The sequence below is a fragment of the Agarivorans sp. DSG3-1 genome, assembly GCF_046774965.1.
GTDB lineage: Bacteria > Pseudomonadota > Gammaproteobacteria > Enterobacterales > Celerinatantimonadaceae > Agarivorans.
Window position 1 is genome coordinate 976184 of record NZ_CP177241.1, and the last position, 19127, is coordinate 995310.

Genomic DNA, 19127 nt, shown 5'->3' on the forward strand with positions numbered 1-19127 from the left:
GCGTCAATTTTCAAGTATTTCACCCAGTTATAGCTATACTTGAACAAGCTAATCTACTGCAACATAGGGCTTGCAAAGTCATGAGTACAACTCTCAGTTCTCCCCAATTAATCAAAACCTTAGATGCACTATTGTTAGAAGCACAGCAACACGCAAGTAGCTTAAAACATGAGGATTTGGAACTATGGTTAGAACACGAGTTAAATGGATACGGTGACTTTGCTCACTTCCCTGATTACCGAATTGTTGAATGTAAGCAATTAGGTATATTTGTAAAACCCCAACAAGAGCTGCAACACTTTGAGCAAATTCATGATGATTGCTTAAACGAACGCGATCGCTGCCGACTGCGTTATTTACATATTCAAGAGCCACTTTTAGAGTGCTTAAACAAGCAAGATGAAATTCAGCGCCCTTGGCCTTTGCGCATACTCGCCAGTTACGCCAACGATATTATTCCTGGGTATAGTTGTGTTCGAGCTTGGCAAAGTTACCATGAGCCGCTAAACGATCGCTTTATTCATGGTGTGCTGGGACACCTACTGCACCTGCTACTTGAAGAGCCAGTGGCTAATACGCCCAAAATACTTAAACAACTCGGCACTCTTTGTCAGCAAGACTCAGCCCTTTTTGAGATTTGGCAAAAGCTATACTGCGAAACTTCGTCAGCAGTGTAATAAGCGGAAACTAGGCTGATTACAGCCTTTTATTATATGGCTGCTTAGCTATTCGCCTGCTACACTACTCTGACTTTTCTCCCTTTTTCCTTTTTTATGCCTAATCAAACCGCTAAACACGGCGTTATATTTGCTCTCGCCGCGTACATTATGTGGGGAATTGCTCCCGTCTATTTTAAAAGCCTGACCGAGGTGCCCGCTTACGAGATTTTGGCGCATCGAGTGGTGTGGTCCTGTTTATTTATCACTGTATTGCTGGGTGTGGGTAAACAATGGTCGGCGGTAAGTGCGGTGATTAAACGCCCTAAACAGTTAGCGACCTTGGCGTTAACCTCGGTACTTATTGGCATTAACTGGTTAATCTTTATTTGGGCAGTTAACAACGATCGGATGTTAGACGCCAGCTTGGGTTACTACATCAACCCTTTATTTAACGTGATATTAGGCATGCTGTTTTTGGGCGAGCGCTTTCGTCGTGCCCAATGGGCAGCCATTGGCTTAGCTTTAATCGGTGTATTAATTCAGGTTATTAGCTATGGTTCTTTACCTTGGATAGCCATGAGTTTGGCGGTAAGTTTTGGTATATACGGCTTGTTGCGGAAAAAGGTTAACCTGGGTGCGCTACCGGGTTTATTTGTAGAAACCCTGTGGTTGTTGCCGCTAGCTGCCGCTTATTTGTGGATATTTGCTGATTCGCCAACCAGTCACTTAACCAATAACAGTACAGGCCTTAATGTGTTGTTAGTGAGCGCAGGCATAGTTACCACCTTGCCGCTACTGTGCTTTGCTGCAGCAGCTACCCGCTTACGGTTATCCACCATTGGTTTTTTCCAGTACATCGGCCCATCATTGATGTTTATGTTAGCCACCAGCGTTTACGGTGAAGAGCTAGAACCGATGAAACTTCTCACCTTTGCCTTTATTTGGGTGGGTTTAGGGGTATTTACTTGGGATGCCTTACGTAACCAGCGCAAACAACGCCAACAAAAAAAAGCAGCCCAGTAGGCTGCTGTTACTTTGTTTCTCTTTAACGCTTAGATCTTTTCTAATCGCGCATAAGCCAATACCAACCACTTAGTGCCGGCTTCTTCAAATTGCACTTGTACGCGGCTTTGCTGTCCAGAGCCCTCGTAGTTAAGCACAATACCTGCGCCAAACTTAGGGTGAGAGACCCGCTGGCCAAGGTTAAAGCCACTATCATCAAAGGCAGCCTGCTGAATTTGATGAGAAAAACGCCCTTGTTGCACTGGCCTGCTTACTGCGGTGTTCAAACGAATCTCATCTAAACATTCGCTCGGTAACTCACGTAAAAAACGTGAAGGAGCATGAAAGACTTCTTTGCCCCACAAGCGACGGCTTTCGGCGTGGCATAAATACAACTTTTGCATGGCGCGGGTCATGCCCACATAACAAAGGCGACGTTCTTCTTCTAAACGACCCGACTCCTCGGCTGATTGCTGACTTGGGAACATGCCCTCTTCCACACCCACCAAAAAGACCACTGGAAACTCCAAACCTTTAGCGCTGTGCAAAGTCATCAGCTGCACTGCAGCTTCGTCGGCCTCCGCTTGGTTATCACCGGCCTCTAAAGCCGCATGAGAGAGAAACGCCACTAAAGGAGACAGATCTTGGTCTTCTTCCATTTGAGTAAACTGCTGAGTCGCTGTGACCAGTTCGTCTAAGTTTTCTACACGCGCTTGGGCTTTTTCGCCTTTTTCCGCTTGGTACATGGCTAATAGGCCAGAGCCTTTAATCACGTAGTCGGTTTGCTCACCTAATGCTAATTCTTGGGTTTGCTGCTTTAGCTGGCCTAACAATTCAATAAACTGTTTCACTGCGTTAGCCGCACGACCCGACAAGGCATTTTGCTGTAAACAATAATCAACCGCTTGCCATAGGCTTAACTGTTGCTCACGCGCGGCTTGGCGCAATAACTCAATGGTGCGCTGGCCAATGCCACGGGTCGGTGTATTTACCACCCGTTCAAAAGAGGCATCGTCATGGGGATTACTGATTAAGCGTAGGTAAGCCAGAGCATCTTTAATTTCTTGGCGCTCGAAGAAACGCAGGCCGCCGTAAATTCGGTAGGCTAAGCGTTCTTGCATCAAGGCTTCTTCCAAAACCCGCGACTGCGCATTGTTTCGGTACAAAATGGCACAATCAGCTAGGCTGGCACCTTGTTCTTCAACTCGCTGCTGAATACGCGCAACCACAAAGCGAGCTTCGTCAATATCGTTAAAGGCGGTATAGATAGAGATTAACTCGCCTTCTTTGTCGTCGGTCCACAGGCTTTTGCCCATGCGCCCTTGGTTGTTTTCGATTAACTGATTAGACGCCTTAAGAATATTGGCACTACTACGGTAATTTTGTTCCAGCAAGATGGTGTTTACTTTAGGTACATCTAATTCAAAGCTTTGAATATTTTCAATTTTTGCACCGCGCCAACCATAAATAGATTGGTCATCATCGCCCACGATAGTGATGTTATTCTGATCGGTAACCAACATGCGTAGCCAAGCGTATTGAATGGTGTTGGTATCTTGAAATTCGTCTACCAGAATATGTCGAAAACGCTGCTGATAGTGTTGCAGAATATGCGGTTGTTTTAGCCACAACTCATGAGCGCGTAATAACAGCTCGGCAAAATCGACCAAACCTGAGCGGTCACAAGCCTGCTGGTAGGCCTGATAAATTTCTAGCTGCTGACGCTCAATCGGATTATTACTGTAATCAACATGCTCGGCGCGTTGGCCTTCATCTTTGCGCGCATTGATATACCACTGAACTTGCTTGGCTGGCCACTGCTTCTCGTCTAAATTCATCGCTTTAATTAAACGGCGCAACAGCCGATATTGGTCGTCAGAGTCAATAATTTGAAAGTCGTCAGGCAGGCCAGCATCTCGACTATGAGCGCGTAATAAGCGATGCGCCAAGGAGTGAAACGTCCCCATCCACATGCCTTGGAAACGGTTGCCCACTAACTTTTCTACCCGCGAGCGCATTTCGGCTGCAGCTTTGTTGGTAAAAGTCACCGACAAAATAGATAGCGGTGAAACATTCTCTACCTGCATTAACCAGGCAATACGGTGCACCAATACACGCGTTTTACCACTACCGGCACCGGCCAGTAACAACATATTACTCGGGGGAGCAGCTACGGCTTCGCGCTGCTTATCATTAAGGCCGTCTAACAGCTCAGAAATATCCATGGTGCTCTCTTGAGGGGTAAAAACAACTGTATATTATAACAGGTGTTGCAGTTGTGCCAGCTGGCTGATTTCGATATCGGGCAAGGCTTGCAGTTTTCGTGCTTGTTGGCTGTGTTGATTGAGCCAGATAGAACGGTAGCCCGCTTTAGCTGCGCCAGCCACATCAGTCACACAATGGTCACCCACATGGGCTATCTGGTGCGGCGCCAACTCTAATACCTGGCTGGCATATAAATACATATCGGCGGCAGGTTTAGCCTTAAACGCCCCGCCGGCTTTGAGTTCTAATTCAAACACCCCTGCCAAACCAATCTTATCAATATCTACGTTACCGTTGGTAATCGCCACTAAACGATAACGCGTTTTGAGTTTTCGTAGCAATGCCAAGCTTGCCTCAGGAACAGTGAAGTCACTACGCACCGCTAAAAATTGCTGGAAAATTTGCTCGGCTAAACTTTGCGCCTCAGTATTCTGCATACCATGTTCTACAAACGCTAAACTTAACCAAGCAACCCGACAGGCGCTAACGTCACCCTTTAGTTCAGGATGCTTTTTAATGATACGGCGTTTGTAACTTTGCCACTGGCTAGCGGTTAAATGTGAAACCGCATGCACTTCAGTTTTTAAGTGATTGATTAACCATTGTTCGGCGCGATGAATATAAGGCCAGTTGTCGTATAAGGTATCGTCTAAATCAAAAGATAGCGCCTGAACAGGTGACCAACTTCGGTAAAAAATCATGCTTTAGCTCGCTTAAGATTTACGTTTTGCTCGCGGGTGCGCCGCGTCATAGGTGGTGGCTAGGTGAGCAAAATCAAGATGAGTATACACTTGAGTGGTAGACAAGTTTGCATGGCCTAGCAGCTCTTGCACAACACGTAAGTCACCACTGCTTTCAAGCAAGTGAGTAGCAAAAGAGTGGCGTAATTTGTGCGGATGAAGGGTTGCCGTAAGTTGCATTTGTTGCGCCCAATGTTGCAAGCGTTTCTGCACAGTACGGTGGCTAATACGCTGTTGGCGAACACTCACAAACAAGGCGGGTTCTTCTTCATCCATTACCAATAAACGACGCTGTTTAAGCCAGTGTTTTAAAGCTATTGCGGCCTTACTGCCAAAAGGCACCCAGCGCTGCTTGTTACCTTTACCAGTAACAATAATTTGCTGCTGTTCAAAATTAATGTCAGCAACATTTAAGTCCACTAACTCGGCTAAGCGAATGCCACTGGCATAGAGTAGCTCCATCATTGCCAAATCACGGCTACTTACCAAGTCGTCACCTTCCATCGATAACAATTGATTAAGCGAGTCTACATCTAGGTTCTTAGGTAAGGGTTTGCTTTGTTTCGGCGCAGCGACACCAGCAACGGGGTTAAAACTTACCTTTTGCTGCTGCAGTAAATAATTAAAGAAACTCCGTAAGGCTGAGAGCTTATTCGCCATAGAGCGAGCCGACAAACCGCTGGTTTTAAGTTTGAGTAAAACACTTCTGATATGCGCGGTTTCTACTTGCTGCCAAGCCTGGCAGCCAACTCCGTTTAGCAGTTTAAGGTGCTGTAATAAGCTACGTTGGTAGGAGCTAATAGTGGCAGGGCTATAGCGTCGCTCCACCTCTAAATAATGGAGAAACTGCTCTATATCATCCTGCATGTAAGGCCTTTATTGCTCAGCGTTCAGCGGAACAAGGCGCAATAGCAAACTGTTAATCACTTGGCATAACTGGGTTAACAGTAAGCTGTCCATACCAGCCACATAGTGGTCGGCGTCACGACTAGCGGCAATAAAAAAGCCGAGTTCAGCGTTAATACCCAGAGGCATCAATGCTACCGAAGCAATGTCGTCAGTATTATCAAATAATACCGCTAACTCACCCTTAGACATACGGCCAAAATAATGCGGTTGCTGGCTAAGACGAGTGACTCTGATTCGCTCGATTTGCTCATGCTCTAAACCGTATTCTTCTGGCAATTCTTCAAGATTGAACAACTTTTGGCTTAAGCGCATTGATACACACTCGACACCTAAGTCATCCACTAAAGCGCGACTTAAACGGTGTTGTAATTCGGCAAAAGAATCACAGGCCATTAAGTCAGGTAGCAGATCAACGTAGACGTGATAAATGCGCTCATTGAGACTAGCGACTGTCATAAGATCAGTAATTTCTTGTTCTAAACTGAGTACTTTATCGCGCAAGCGTTGTACTTGTAGTTCAACTAACGATACCGCACCTTTTTCTTTGTGCGGTAAACGTAGCTGTTTAATTAAACTGGGATGGCGGGCAAAAAAATCGGGGTTGTCGAGCAAGAACTCGACCACCAAGCTTTCATCTATTAACAGCGGTTGCGAAAGATCGAACTCACTCATATATGCACCTGACCATCAAAAACCATTGTAGCTGGGCCGGTCATTTTCACCGATTTTCCTTCGCCAGCCCATTGAATTTGTAAACGCCCACCTGGCAAATCTACATTCACTGTCTCGGCAAGCTTGCCTTGTTGGCGACCCACCACCATAGCGGCACATGCACCAGTGCCACAAGCAAGGGTTTCGCCTACACCGCGTTCAAATACCCGCAGCTTAATATTTTTATCATCGATTATTTGGCTAAAACCCACATTAACTTTTTGCGGGAAGCGATCATGTTTCTCTAAGCTTTTACCTAAGGTTTCTAATGGCGCTTGGCTAACATCATCAACTTCAAGTACGCAATGCGGGTTGCCCATAGACACCACACCCGCAAATACCGTTTGTTCATCATTACGAAGAATATAGGTTTTTTCGGCCTTTTTAGCACGAAACGGGACTTTACTCGGTTCAAACTCCGGCACGCCCATATTGACGGTCACCTGTCCGTCATTCTCTACGTGCAAAACGATGTTGCCAGACTTGGTGCTTACCCCAATATTGCGTTTATTGGTTAGCCCTTTGTTCACTACAAAGCGGGCAAAGCAACGTGCACCATTACCGCATTGTTCTACTTCACTGCCATCGGCATTAAAAATACGGTAATGAAAATCTAGATCAGGGTCGTAGGGCGGTTCCACCACCAAAAATTGATCGAAGCCAATACCAAAGTTGCGATCAGCCAAGCGACTAATCACTTCTTGGTTAAAAAACACATTTTGGGTGACATTGTCGATAACCACAAAGTCGTTCCCCAAGCCGTGCATTTTAGTAAAGTTTACTAACATTGGCTTATCCTTCAGGCAGCAGCGTTTCGCCGGCCCAAAGAGACACTAAAGGTTCACGTTCGCGTACCAAGTGAGCTATTTCGCCATCTACCATAATCTCGGCAGCACGACAGCGAGAGTTGTAGTTGGAGCTCATAGTAAAGCCATATGCTCCTGCTGAACGTACCGCGATATAATCGCCTTGCTCAATCGCCAACTCGCGGTCTTTACCTAAAAAGTCACCGGTTTCACACACGGGGCCAACAACATCATAATTGGCACTGCTTAGTTCTGGTCGCTTTATCACTGGCACAATACGCTGCCACGCACTGTATAAGGCTGGACGTAATAGATCGTTCATTGCGGCATCAACAATGGCGAAGTTTTTACTTTCCGACATTTTCAAAAACTCAACTTTTGATACCAAAATGCCGGCATTAGCCATAATCGCGCGGCCCGGTTCGAACAATAACTTCAGTTTACGCTCGCCTAATCGCTCAGCTAATGCACTAGCGTATTCGGCAGGTTCTGGCGGTGTTTCATCATCGTAGTTCACACCCAAGCCGCCGCCCACATCGAGGTGCTCGATTACAATGCCTTGTTCGGCAAGTTGATCGATTAAAGCCAGTAACTTATCAATCGCCTCTACAAAAGGGGCTATTTCGGTAAGTTGTGAGCCAATATGACAATCTAAGCCCACTACATTTAAGCCTTTAAGGCTAGTGGCATAAGCATAAGCTTGTGGAGCGCGCTCAATCGCGATCCCAAATTTGTTTTCTTTAAGGCCTGTAGAAATATAAGGATGCGTACCCGCGTCAATATCAGGGTTAATGCGCAGAGAAATGGGCGCTACTTTACCTAGCCGTTGAGCAACAGTGCTAATGCGGTCGAGCTCAGGCTCAGACTCAACATTAAAACAGTAAATACCGTGATTAAGCGCATCGGCTATTTCAGCTTCGGTTTTTGCTACGCCAGAAAAAACCACTTTAGCCGGATCACCGCCTGCTTCTATCACCCTTGCTAGTTCACCACCCGAGACAATATCAAAGCCCGAGCCCATACGCGCCATAACATTTAACACAGCCAAATTAGAGTTGGCTTTAACGGCATAACAGATCAAATGCGGACGCTCACCAGCGGCATTGTCAAAGGCTTTCCAATGACGTTCGATGGTGGCACGAGAATATACGTACAGTGGCGTACCGTGGGTATGTGCTAAATCAGCTACCGAGCATTGTTCTGCGTTTAACTGCTCGTTTTGATAACTAAAAAAATCCAATGATCTGTCCTTTATTGTGTTGCGTTGCTTACTCGCTTGAAGTTACTTGCTCGGGGGCGCTCTCTGGCGCGGCTTGCGGGTGAGTAAGCGGTCCTTTTTGACCGCAGGCACTAAGCCCGATGCTAAGCAAAATAACGGCGATTGCTTGTTTGTTCATGATTAAGCCATGATTCTTTTTTGAATGCCCTCTATAATCCGCATTCGAAGCAAGAAAAGCAATAGGATAGGATGATTGTGATGAATGATAGCCAATATCACCAATTGGTAGACCAAGCCTTTGAACGTATCGAACAAACCATGGACAGTGACGACTTCGATATTGAGTGTGATGTTAACGGCGGGGTACTTAATTTAGAGTTCGAAAACCGCAGTAAAATGGTGATAAACAAACAAGAGCCTTTGCATCAGCTTTGGTTAGCCACTAAATTTGGTGGTTTCCATTTCGAATGGCATGAAACTGAACAGCAGTGGATTTGTAATCGAAGTGGCGTGGAGTTTTGGTCGTTCTTGGTGGAATCAATCACCAAGCAAAGTGGCGAACAGTTAAGCTTTGATTAAACGCTAGCTACTGCGGTAAGACTCAACTTGCCATTGGCCTTCGATAGCAACAATGTCGTAGAACTGTGGCAAGTTAAAGTTTATCACTTCATGGCGAGTTCCATATTGCTCACGTGAAGAGGTGTAGAAGCGATTAATGCCCTGCACCAGCTCTTCTTTACTGCCTTCAAAGTCTTGATACATTTCAATGCGGTTGTGTTCATCTACAATATAGATGTTAAAACCGTTCTCTAGGTTCTCGAAGAAGTACTGCACTAAGCCTTCACTGGCATGCGCTTCTACAACGTTAGGTACTTTTTTGGTATTGCCGGCATTTAACTGCAAGGGCAAGCGCTGTAACTTATTATTAGAAAGCTGGCGGTAAAACTCTACGCCGTTCTCCAGTTTCTTAACCGATACTCCACGATCTTCAATAAACAAACCGTATTTGTCGCTGCCCAATACAATGGTTTTAACAATGCGTTTATCTAAAGGTTGTAAGCGGCTTTTTATACTCTCTACCAATAACTGCTTAAAGTTAGCGCCAATTTGCTCGCGCAGGTTTTCGGCATAGCAAAATACATCGATATGCTCAGGGATATTAGCGTCACGGTGCATTTTGCCCAAAATAGTGGTCAATGCATCTACCACGGCGCTATCACCGGAAAAGTGCAGAGTCCGAATTTCATTCCAAGTATTGCGATACACTAAATCTACCGAGCCAACTAAACAATCTGAGTCGCGGCCAAAGCTAAATACATCGGTAGAGATTGCATCAAACTCAATCACCTTACCGCCCCAGTTGGAGGTAGGATCTTTCTCTAAATTGATGAAGACACCCAAGTGACGAATTTCGCAGGGGCGAGTGAGGGCTAAGTTACTGGCGGCATCTACGTTCACCGGAAAGGCACGGCGTAAATCTTCGGCAAATTGGTTTAAGGTTTCGAGATGTAAGTCGCCATTATGTCGATGCAAACTTAGTTGAGTTTGGTCGGTTTTAAGCTGATTGAAATAGCTCCACGCCACCAATTTAGACACATAAGTAGCATGTTCTAAGGGCGGTTGACCAACAATGGCTAAACCCGTTAACGGCTGCTTATAGATATACCAACCTTCGGCGGTGCTACGGCCTTTTTCTACGTGAATAAAGCTTAAGTTTGGTTCAGATAAATCGGGTGATATCTGCGGGTTAATCAGCGTGACTTTGCCCGGCAAGCTTTCAAATGCCGCATATAACTTACGCGACAATATACCAATGTCTTCCGGGTTGATGGATTCACTAATGTCGTTACGACGCGCAAAACGAATCAAGTTTCGATAGCTCAACATTAAGGCGTCGAGTAATTCACTGTGCGCTTGGCGTACGTCTTGTACCTTCCAGGCTCTACGTAAATTAAGGTGCTCAATTTTTTGTTGAGACCATTTCCACTGTTTTACAAGCTTCGCCATAAAACGCTGTTGCCAAGTCAACGAGCGAACATCTAACAAGTCACTCGGCAGCGGGCTACATTCGCAATTTTTAAGATAAAAACAGCGACGCACCAAATCAAGTCGCGCGTGATCTTCTATCGACTCAAGATACTGGGTCACTTTGCTCAGCATTAAGTAATATGCATCTTGCTCTAAGCCAAACTCTTGGCCCTGTTGCATTAAGCGCTTGGCTTCTACCGCCAGTAAACTCGGTTTTGGATAATCGGCCGAGTAGGCTTCCATTAACATGGTTTTAAGCACCGCTTTGTACGGGGAATCAATACCCTTGTACAACTGCCACAAACCCGAGCCAAAATACTCTTCCGCAGGAATGGTGTCTAAGCCACCTAAATCTAACCATTGCTCATGATTAAATACGCCTAAATCAAACTGCTGTTGTACAAAGCTATCGTAGCTTTGCTCTAACTCACTAGGCACTGCAAACCACACCAGCTGCTTACCTGCAAGCGGCAAAGCGGTACGGTAAAACTCGTCGAGCAATAATAAATGTTGGGCACTGCCGCAATTATCTTTAGATAACTCGCTAATTGAGCCCGTTTTAAACTGATTTTCTTCTACCATGAAGAAATTCAGCTCTACCCCTTGGTGGGCAGCCCAAGAGCTAATTTGCTCACACTTTTCGGTGAGTAAGGCCACTCGCTCGCAGGCGAGATCGGTATCGTGACATACCCAAACATCTAAATCAGAAGATTCGGTTTGTCCTACCGTGGCCGTGCTACCCATAGAGTAAAGGCCCAAAATCTCACATTGTTTAGGCTGCTCAGGACTACACAAAAAGTGTTGTTGCAAATAGATAGCATGACGAGCACTAGGCTCAAACTGGCATACGCCGCTAGGTACGTCACCTTCAATAAATCCAGGTATGCAAGGGTGCGAATAATGCAACATCGATGGCAGCAGTTCAAAAACCTGCTGCACAGCGGCAGGCATGGTTTGTAATGCCAACTGCTTACGATGTTGATTAGTTCGAGTAGCCTTCTCCAGTAGAGAGGCAATAGTATCTTGCAAAGTTTGGGTTACCTGGCGCTCTAAGCGTTATTATTGAATGTAATTTAGATATCACTAAAGTGTGATCATCTTAACAGTTAGTATAATAGTGGTAAACAGATACGCACACTTTTAGTGCGTATATTTTATACAAACTAGAAACACTAAGACCTAAGCTAAAACAAAGTTTTACTTAATAGCTGGCTGGTAATGCTTACTTGGGCAAAAAACTAACTGGTGATACTATCCGATGACCAAATAAAGAGGTAAGTGTCTGTGAAGAAAGTGAGAATTGCGACTCGCAAGAGTCCATTAGCTATGTGGCAAGCCCATTTTGTAAAGGCCGAATTAGAACGCCATCATCCAGATCTCATTGTAGAACTGCTTCCTATGAGTACCCGCGGTGACAAAATCCTCGACACGCCGTTAGCAAAAATTGGCGGCAAAGGGCTATTCATTAAAGAACTCGAAGTGGCAATGTTGGAAGATCTTGCCGATATCGCGGTGCATTCGATGAAAGATGTACCGATGGAATTCCCCGAAGGTTTAGGTTTGCACTGCATTTGTGAACGCGAAGATCCTCGCGATGCCTTTGTAAGTAATCGATACTCAAATATTGATGCCTTGCCACAAGGCGCAGTAGTGGGAACCTCAAGCCTACGTCGCCAATGCCAACTAAAAGCCCAGCGCCCAGACATAACCATTAAAGATTTACGTGGTAACGTGAATACTCGCCTAGCCAAATTAGATGCTGGCGAATTCGATGCCATTATTCTCGCCAGTGCAGGCTTGCTGCGTTTAGAAATGGCTGAACGCATTCGCACTCATATAGCACCCGAGCAAATACTGCCTGCAGGCGGCCAAGGTGCAGTGGGAATTGAATGTAGAAGCAACGATCAAGCCTTACTGGAATTGCTTAAACCTTTAAACCATAACGCGACCGCAGCACGAGTAGCAGCAGAGCGCGCCATGAACCGTCGCCTAGAAGGTGGATGCCAAGTTCCCATTGGCTGTTACGCCGAACTAGAAGGGGAGCAACTGTTTGTTCGTGGTCTAGTCGGGGCTGTTGATGGCTCTAAAGTAATAGAAAAGGAAATTCGCGGTGCCAGTAGTGATGCTGAACAGCTAGGCTTGAACTTGGCTGAGCAATTATTGGATGCCGGCGCTGCGCCTATTTTACAGGCGGTTTATCAACAGCAGTAAGAGGATTATTGGTGCAGATACTTGTTACGCGGCCTCAGCCGCATAATCAACGTTGTGTAACAGCGCTAGAGGCGAAAGGCTTTAGCGTGAGTGCTGCGCCAATGCTTGAAATTAAACCAAGCGATGAACTGACTTCACTGATACCGAGATTAGAACAAGCTACGCCTTCCACGCTTATTATTGCGGTGAGCCAATACGCTGTAGAATCATGCCAGCACCACCTCCAACAGCAAGGCCGTACTTGGCCAAGCCATTGCCAGTATTTAGCAGTAGGTAAAGCGACAGCTGAATGCTGGCAACAATATGGGGTAAACGCCTTAGTCCCCAGCCGCCAAGATAGCGAAGGCATGCTGCAGCTCATCGAATCTCAACTGAGTGGCATTCAACATGCGCATATTTTGCGTGGCCAACACGGCCGAGAGTGGCTCGCTGAACAGCTGCAAAGGCAACAAATTACCGTTAATTATCTCACCTGTTATCAACGCCATTTGCTCAATTATTCTTGGCAACAACTTGAACAATGGCGGTCACAGATCAACACTATTGTGGCTACTAGTGGTGAAATATTGAAACACCTAACTACCCTTATGAGTAAGTCACAGCAGTTGACTTGGCTTAAACAGACCACATTGTTGGTGCCGAGTGAGCGTTTGCTTGAGTATGCTAAAAGTTTGGGTTTTATGCACATAGTGTTGTGCGACGGCGCATCAGATAAGGCTTGTATCGACGCTTTGGCGCGAATACAGTCATCTGCAAGGAATGAAAATGACCAAAAATAAACAATCAGATAGTCAAACAAAGGCTACCAATCCTAGCGATTCTAAGAGTGCTACAGAAACAACCACTGCCAACGAGCCAGCTGCCAGTGCCCCTGTCCAAAATAAACAACCAACCGCTAAAACCGATAAAACGGCAAAGATTTTAGCCATTGTGGCGATTATTCTCAGTGTCAGTATCGCCATTGGTTTGTACTGGCATGGCCACCAATTTAGAGAGCATGCTGATACTCAACTACAACTCTTGAAAACTAGCCTGCAAGCCAAAGAACAAAACTTACTGAGTGCGCAAACCAACAACAAAAACCAACTCACTAACATTGAACAACAAGTGAGTGGCCAAAATCAGGCCATGGCGGCCTTAAAAGCCCAGTTAGAACTTACCGAACAGAATCGCAAAACCATCGAGCGTCAATTGGCGCTATTGAATATTAAAGACGCCAACCACTGGCGACTGAAGGAAGCCAGCTACCTACTGCAATTAGCAGCCAATAAACTGTGGCTAGAACAAGATCCCGCCACCGCCATCGCTTTGTTGCTAGAAGCCGATAACAGTATTAATAATGCAGACGACCCACATTTACTGCCGTTACGACGAGCAATAAACAATGATGTGCAATTACTAAAAGGGGTGCCTTTAGTCGACAAAGAAGGTATCGCGTTTAGACTAGAAAGCATTTTGCAACAAGCTGAAAGCCTACAGTTGGCCGAGATTGAATTACCCGAGGCGGTAGAGCAACAAGACAATGACTTAAGTGCAGATAGTGCAGACTGGCAAGAGAACCTAAGTAAAAGCTGGCGTAAGTTTAGTGAAAACTTTCTCACAGTACGCCGCCGTGATGGCCAAGTTGAAGCCTTAATTGAGCCTCAACATGCTTGGTATTTAAAAGAGAACCTTAAGCTACAACTACAGCAAGCCGAGCAAGCTTTATTCCGCTCACAGGGCGAACTGTTTAAAGCCAAGTTGCAACGTGCCGAGCAATGGGTGAGTGAGTTCTTTATTCAAAATACCCAGGCCCAAGCGATGGTTGAAGATTTAAAACAGCTCCAACAATTAGATATTGTAGATAAGCTACCCGAACAATTAGGCAGCTTAGGCGCTGCCGAACAAGCGATTAAAGAACGCCAACAACGGTTAATACCTTCACTTGAAGGAGCCGAATAATGTTTAAAATTCTGATTCTTCTAGTCTGTATTGCCATAGGCCTAGCCCTTGGCCCACAGCTAGCGGGTAACAAAGGCTACGTATTGATAGCCTTTGATAACTACACCATAGAAATGTCGGTCACGAGCGCGCTATTCCTAAGCTTTATTTGCTTTTGTGTATTGCTACTGAGTTTATGGCTAGCCCGCTGGTTATGGCTAAGCTTTTCACGCAGTGGCGCGTGGTGGGGACATCGCCGCAAGCAAAAAGCGATTAATCATACGCAGCAAGGCATGTTAGCGATGATGCGCGGTGATTATCAGCACGCTGAAAAGCTGGTAAGTAAAGCCGCTACGTATAGTGATGCGCCAGCGCTAAACTACTTAACGGCTGCAGAAGCGGCCCAAGAACAAGGGCAAGATAAAAAGCGTGATAAGTATTTAGAGCAAGCTACTCGACTTACCAATAACGATTCTGCAGTGTTAATCACTCAAGCACGCTTACAACTTAAACAACAAAATTACAGTGCTGCGCTATCCAGTATTGAGCAGCTACCGCACGACAATTTGAAACAAGCAGCAATCAAGCGCATGCAAATGAGCATATTCCCCGCCTTGGGTTTATGGCAGCGTTATATCGATTTGTTACCGCTAGCAAATAAGGCAGGGTTAATCGATAACCAGCACTACCAAAGTGAGTTATCTGAAGCTTATAAAAATTTGTTTTTAGAGTTGGCCAATAGCCAAGGCTCTGATGCGGTAGCGACTCACTGGAATGGTATGCCACGTAAGCAAAAGAAACAAATGACTATTGCTGCCGCCGCTTGCCGCGCCTTAATTACCTCGGGAGACAATGCAGCCGCTTACCAACTGCTGGGTGATTTGTTAAATCGACATGCTGATATTGAATTGCTTGAAGTGGCAGCTGAGTTGAAGTTAAGCGATCCTCACCCACTGTTGCAGCAGTTAACGGGCTTAATCCGCAAACACCCGAATAATGCCGACTTGCTGTGTTTGATTGGTCAATTGCATAGCCAGCAGCAACAGTGGAGCGAAGCTAAGGAGCGCTTTGAACAAAGCATAAAGCTAGCACCAAACAGCCAGTGTTACCAAGGCTTAGCGGAAGTACACAGACAGTTAGACGAGCCAGAGCAGGCAATTCATTACTACCGCCAAGCTCTAAGCAACTAACCCTAAGTGCTGAACCAAGATCAAAAATGGCGAGCTAAGCTCGCCATTTTTATGTCAATTAACGCAGCGTTGCTTAAATAAATTCGTAAGCATCGCCATGCAGCTGAGCCAGTGGTAGACCTTGCTTGGTAAAGGCTGTGCGCGCTACATCAGCCATTTCAAAACGACCAGCAATATAGACTTCCAAACCACTCATATCAGCAAAATCTTCTAACACCGCTTCGTGCACTAAACCTTTTTTACCGGTCCACTGTGGCATAGCTTGCTCAAGTACCGGCACAAACTTAACTTGGTCTAGCTCTTCCCACTGATAAGCTAACTCGTGCAAATACAGCCCGCCTAAGTTACGGCCGCCCCAGTATAGGTAGATCTCTCGGTCTTGCTCTGAATCGATAATATGTTCAATGATGGATTTGGCGTAAGAGAAGCCCGTTCCACCCACCATAATTAAAATCGGACGCTGACTCTCTTCATCAAAACCAGCATGGCCAAATGGCATTTCAACTTCAATTTCGCCACTAGCTTGTAGCTTATCAATAACTTGACGAGCATAAGGGTTGCCTTCTGGCGCACCAATATGCAGCTCAAAAACATCACCTTGCTCAGGTGAACTAGCAAGCGAGAACGGACGTTTATCGTCTTCCGCCATAACAATTTGCAGGTATTGACCCGCCACAAAGCTTTCGCTTTCTTGTGGCTGTAACTCAACATTAAAAATGTCATCTAAAATCGGCGAGACCGATGCAACCTTACAACTAATGCGCTTCATACTTTCACCCTTCTAAACTTACACTCAAATCTGATTTTGCACTGGCTAAGCAAGCAACAAACCATCCTTCGGCTTGTTCTCTTTCACTTAACATTGGCGCCATTCCTTGGTAATCAATTTCGCCTGAAGTACGTCGTGCTAAGCAACTGCAACATCCGCCCTGCTGACAACGATAAGGCCAGCTAATACCGTGAGACAAAGCCGCTTGTAAAATAGTTTGTTGCGGCTCTACAGTAAAAACTTTACCTGCAATACTAACCCGATAACAATTGGCCACTAGTCTATGCCCAATTGCGCCCAAATACTATCTACTCGCTGTTTCACTTCTGGCGCCATTTCAATTACTTCGCCCCATTCACGGTTAGTTTCACCCGGCCATTTATTAGTTGCATCCATTCCCATTTTTGAGCCCAAGCCTGATACAGGAGAGGCAAAATCTAGGTAATCAATGGGTGTATGGTCGATCAATGTAGTATCGCGCGATGGGTCCATACGAGTGGTGATAGCCCATATTACATCCTGCCAAGAGCGCGCGTTGATATCATCATCACAAACAATCACAAACTTGGTATACATAAACTGTCTAAGGAAAGACCATACACCTAACATCACCCGTTTGGCATGCCCTGGATATTGCTTTTTAATGGTGACAACGGCCATCCGGTATGAGCAACCTTCTGGCGGCAAGTAAAAATCAACAATCTCTGGAAACTGCTTTTGCAAAATAGGCACAAACACTTCGTTTAACGCTACCCCAAGCACAGCGGGCTCATCTGGCGGACGACCGGTATAAGTACTGTGGTAAATAGGGTCTTTTCGCATGGTAATGTGAGTAATGGTAAATACCGGAAACTCATCCACTTCGTTGTAATAACCGGTGTGGTCACCATAGGGGCCTTCCGGCGCTGTTTCATTAGGCTCTAAATAGCCTTCGAGTACAATCTCGGCACTAGCCGGAACTTCTAAATCATTACTAATACATTGCACGGTTTCGGTTCTGCCGCCACGTAACAAACCTGCGAAAGCATATTCAGATAGCGTATCAGGCACTGGTGTTACCGCGCCTAATATAGTGGCAGGATCAGCGCCTAAAGCCACTGAAACCGGATACGGCTTACCCGGATTTAACTCCTGAAACTCACGAAAATCGATGGCCCCGCCACGATGCGATAGCCAGCGCATAATGAGTTTATTCTTAGCTAACTTCTGCTGGCGATAAATCCCTAAGTTTTGGCGTTTTTTATAAGGGCCACGAGTAATGGTTAAACCCCAAGTCACCAAAGGCGCCACATCGCCAGGCCAACAGTGTTGAATCGGCAGCTTATCTAAATCAACCTCGTCACCGGTCCAAACAATTTCTTGGCAAGGCGCAGAACGCAGTTTTTTGGTGGGCATATTGAGAACTTGCTTAAAGATAGGCAGCTTTTCCCACAGCTCTTTCAAACCCTTTGGTGGCTCGGGCTCTTTTAAGTAAGACAGCCATGTGCCAACTTCGCGCAGCGCTGCAACTGATTCTTGCCCCATCCCTAGTGCAACCCGCTCTGGCGTGCCAAATAGGTTTCCTAACACCGGCATGCTGTGGCCTTTCACATTTTCAAACAGCAGCGCCGGGCCGCCTGCTTTAAGGGTGCGGTCACATATCTCTGTCATCTCTAACTCGGTAGAGACTTCAAGGCTAATTCGCTTAAGCTCACCACGCTGCTCTAGCAAATCAATAAAATCTCTTAAGTCTTTATATTTCATTCTAATAACCTAATGATAGAACCGTAATGACTATTGAGACTGCATCTCAATCATTACCATGGCAGCCAACTCTTGATGTTCTGACTCTCTAAACTGCGCCAATATAAACTGTGCCGCTGGCGGATAATGCCGCCCTAAACGGGCGATAGCGCTATAAGAAAAATACAATAATTCTGGATTGTTTGCTGCGCCTTGCAACAAGCTAAATGCGCGCTCTGGCGGTAATTGTTGAACCAACCACTCCAACAAAGACACGCTGTACTGATCCATGGGTAAACTTAAGACTTCAGCAATCGCCTCATCGCTTCCAATACCCACCGCCAAAGACACCCTGACGTTGTTATCGGGAAAATACAAACGGTTTGGCATATGCTGTTTAACGTATTGCAGCTGCTCAACATTAAGTTGCGAAAACGCCCGCATGACATCTAACTGTTGAGCCAATAGTAAGGGATTATTTTTGCGGAAAATGAGCGACCATGAAAAATCGTCTCGCAGCAACTCACTGAGATAAGTCTGCGAACGTTCGGCTGAAGTTTTATTTAAAATAAGACTGCGTGCTAAAGCTGGATAATCAAACGTGGGCCTAATCACCTCGTAACCATCAATCACCGCTGCTTGTCTAATTTTAGGGCGCTCAGAAGCTAACTCTAATAACCAGTTTTTTAGGGTTTGATCGGGAATATGATTGTTTTGGTGTAGATATAGCAAACTTTCAAACAACAGTGCTTCGCGGTCTTCGGGGCGTAAGTATGGCAGTAAATCAATAATCCAAGCGGGTTGATTCTGCATTAGCGTATCAACACTGCGTTGCAGGATCATCAATGGAACATCTTGGTAAAGCGGTTGGGAAAGAGGATTAGGACCTTGCTGCTCAGCATGAACAGATAATTGAAAAAATAGCCCTAGTACTAGCAGTAAACGTTTCATCATCCAAAATGACACTGGCCGAATT

The 19127-nt window shown here is 45.7% G+C and carries 19 protein-coding genes; 7 read left to right on the top strand and 12 right to left on the bottom strand.

What is annotated here, in order from left to right; genetic code table 11:
• Nucleotides 1-80: 80 nt before the first annotated feature.
• Both ACLD71_RS04565 and rarD read left to right on the top strand, forming a co-directional pair.
• Nucleotides 81-677, top strand: coding sequence for a hypothetical protein (locus tag ACLD71_RS04565; RefSeq protein WP_411993242.1), 597 nt, complete (start codon nucleotides 81-83; stop codon nucleotides 675-677).
• 96 nt (nucleotides 678-773) lie between these two features.
• The gene (rarD, locus tag ACLD71_RS04570; protein WP_411993244.1) at nucleotides 774-1682 is read left to right on the top strand and encodes an EamA family transporter RarD; all 909 of its coding nucleotides are present in this window, start codon (nucleotides 774-776) and stop codon (nucleotides 1680-1682) included.
• A gap of 29 nt (nucleotides 1683-1711) precedes the next feature.
• Here the strand turns inward: rarD and uvrD are convergent, their stop codons facing one another.
• Genes uvrD through lptM form a run of 7 tightly spaced genes read right to left on the bottom strand, consistent with a single transcriptional unit; the run spans nucleotide 1712 to nucleotide 8489 of the window.
• Entirely contained in the window at nucleotides 1712-3886 is a 2175-nt protein-coding gene (gene uvrD / locus ACLD71_RS04575; RefSeq protein ID WP_411993246.1) for a DNA helicase II, read from the bottom strand.
• A gap of 33 nt (nucleotides 3887-3919) precedes the next feature.
• On the bottom strand, nucleotides 3920-4627 hold the full coding sequence (locus tag ACLD71_RS04580) for an HAD-IA family hydrolase (protein WP_411993247.1): 708 nt from the start codon (nucleotides 4625-4627) through the stop codon (nucleotides 3920-3922).
• Nucleotides 4628-4639: 12 nt separating this feature from the next.
• Nucleotides 4640-5533, bottom strand: a complete 894-nt coding sequence (gene xerC, locus ACLD71_RS04585; RefSeq protein WP_411993249.1) for a tyrosine recombinase XerC — start codon at nucleotides 5531-5533, stop codon at nucleotides 4640-4642.
• 9 nt (nucleotides 5534-5542) lie between these two features.
• A complete protein-coding gene (locus ACLD71_RS04590) occupies nucleotides 5543-6247 on the bottom strand; it encodes a DUF484 family protein (protein WP_137674471.1) in 705 nt (234 codons plus the stop codon).
• Nucleotides 6244-7074: a diaminopimelate epimerase gene (gene dapF / locus ACLD71_RS04595; protein WP_411993251.1), complete on the bottom strand. Its 831-nt coding sequence runs from the start codon at nucleotides 7072-7074 to the stop codon at nucleotides 6244-6246. Before dapF ends, ACLD71_RS04590 begins: the two co-directional genes overlap by 4 nt.
• Nucleotides 7075-7078: 4 nt before the next feature.
• Nucleotides 7079-8332 (bottom strand): diaminopimelate decarboxylase, encoded by a 1254-nt coding sequence (lysA, locus tag ACLD71_RS04600; RefSeq protein WP_411993253.1) that lies wholly within the window; start codon nucleotides 8330-8332, stop codon nucleotides 7079-7081.
• Nucleotides 8333-8360: 28 nt separating this feature from the next.
• Nucleotides 8361-8489 (bottom strand): LPS translocon maturation chaperone LptM, encoded by a 129-nt coding sequence (gene lptM, locus ACLD71_RS04605; RefSeq protein ID WP_411993255.1) that lies wholly within the window; start codon nucleotides 8487-8489, stop codon nucleotides 8361-8363.
• An 80-nt stretch (nucleotides 8490-8569) separates the two neighbouring features.
• On the opposite strand from lptM, the gene cyaY reads away from it, so the two are divergent.
• Nucleotides 8570-8890: an iron donor protein CyaY gene (gene cyaY / locus ACLD71_RS04610; protein ID WP_303552474.1), complete on the top strand. Its 321-nt coding sequence runs from the start codon at nucleotides 8570-8572 to the stop codon at nucleotides 8888-8890.
• A gap of 3 nt (nucleotides 8891-8893) precedes the next feature.
• Here the strand turns inward: cyaY and ACLD71_RS04615 are convergent, their stop codons facing one another.
• A complete protein-coding gene (locus ACLD71_RS04615) occupies nucleotides 8894-11368 on the bottom strand; it encodes a class I adenylate cyclase (protein WP_411993257.1) in 2475 nt (824 codons plus the stop codon).
• Nucleotides 11369-11617: 249 nt separating this feature from the next.
• On the opposite strand from ACLD71_RS04615, the gene hemC reads away from it, so the two are divergent.
• Genes hemC through ACLD71_RS04635 form a run of 4 tightly spaced genes read left to right on the top strand, consistent with a single transcriptional unit; the run spans nucleotide 11618 to nucleotide 15660 of the window.
• Nucleotides 11618-12550, top strand: coding sequence for a hydroxymethylbilane synthase (gene hemC / locus ACLD71_RS04620; protein ID WP_411993259.1), 933 nt, complete (start codon nucleotides 11618-11620; stop codon nucleotides 12548-12550).
• 11 nt (nucleotides 12551-12561) lie between these two features.
• Complete coding sequence (locus ACLD71_RS04625; RefSeq protein WP_411993261.1) at nucleotides 12562-13329, top strand: uroporphyrinogen-III synthase; 768 nt, start codon at nucleotides 12562-12564, stop codon at nucleotides 13327-13329.
• Nucleotides 13316-14491 carry a uroporphyrinogen-III C-methyltransferase gene (locus ACLD71_RS04630; RefSeq protein WP_411993263.1) on the top strand — a complete coding sequence of 392 codons (1176 nt, stop codon included), beginning with the start codon at nucleotides 13316-13318 and terminating at the stop codon, nucleotides 14489-14491. Before ACLD71_RS04625 ends, ACLD71_RS04630 begins: the two co-directional genes overlap by 14 nt.
• Complete coding sequence (locus ACLD71_RS04635) at nucleotides 14491-15660, top strand: heme biosynthesis HemY N-terminal domain-containing protein (protein ID WP_411993265.1); 1170 nt, start codon at nucleotides 14491-14493, stop codon at nucleotides 15658-15660. The genes ACLD71_RS04630 and ACLD71_RS04635 overlap by 1 nt, the downstream gene beginning before the upstream one ends.
• 73 nt (nucleotides 15661-15733) lie before the next feature.
• Here the strand turns inward: ACLD71_RS04635 and fre are convergent, their stop codons facing one another.
• From fre to ACLD71_RS04655, 4 genes are read right to left on the bottom strand one after another with little or no spacing between them, the layout of a single operon-like run.
• On the bottom strand, nucleotides 15734-16429 hold the full coding sequence (gene fre / locus ACLD71_RS04640) for an NAD(P)H-flavin reductase (RefSeq protein WP_137674461.1): 696 nt from the start codon (nucleotides 16427-16429) through the stop codon (nucleotides 15734-15736).
• Between the two features lie 4 nt (nucleotides 16430-16433).
• Nucleotides 16434-16706: a 2Fe-2S iron-sulfur cluster-binding protein gene (locus ACLD71_RS04645; RefSeq protein WP_201798760.1), complete on the bottom strand. Its 273-nt coding sequence runs from the start codon at nucleotides 16704-16706 to the stop codon at nucleotides 16434-16436.
• Nucleotides 16706-18172: a 4-hydroxy-3-polyprenylbenzoate decarboxylase gene (ubiD, locus tag ACLD71_RS04650; protein ID WP_303513530.1), complete on the bottom strand. Its 1467-nt coding sequence runs from the start codon at nucleotides 18170-18172 to the stop codon at nucleotides 16706-16708. The genes ACLD71_RS04645 and ubiD overlap by 1 nt, the downstream gene beginning before the upstream one ends.
• A gap of 30 nt (nucleotides 18173-18202) precedes the next feature.
• Nucleotides 18203-19105: a hypothetical protein gene (locus ACLD71_RS04655; protein WP_303513528.1), complete on the bottom strand. Its 903-nt coding sequence runs from the start codon at nucleotides 19103-19105 to the stop codon at nucleotides 18203-18205.
• Nucleotides 19106-19127 lie beyond the last annotated feature (22 nt).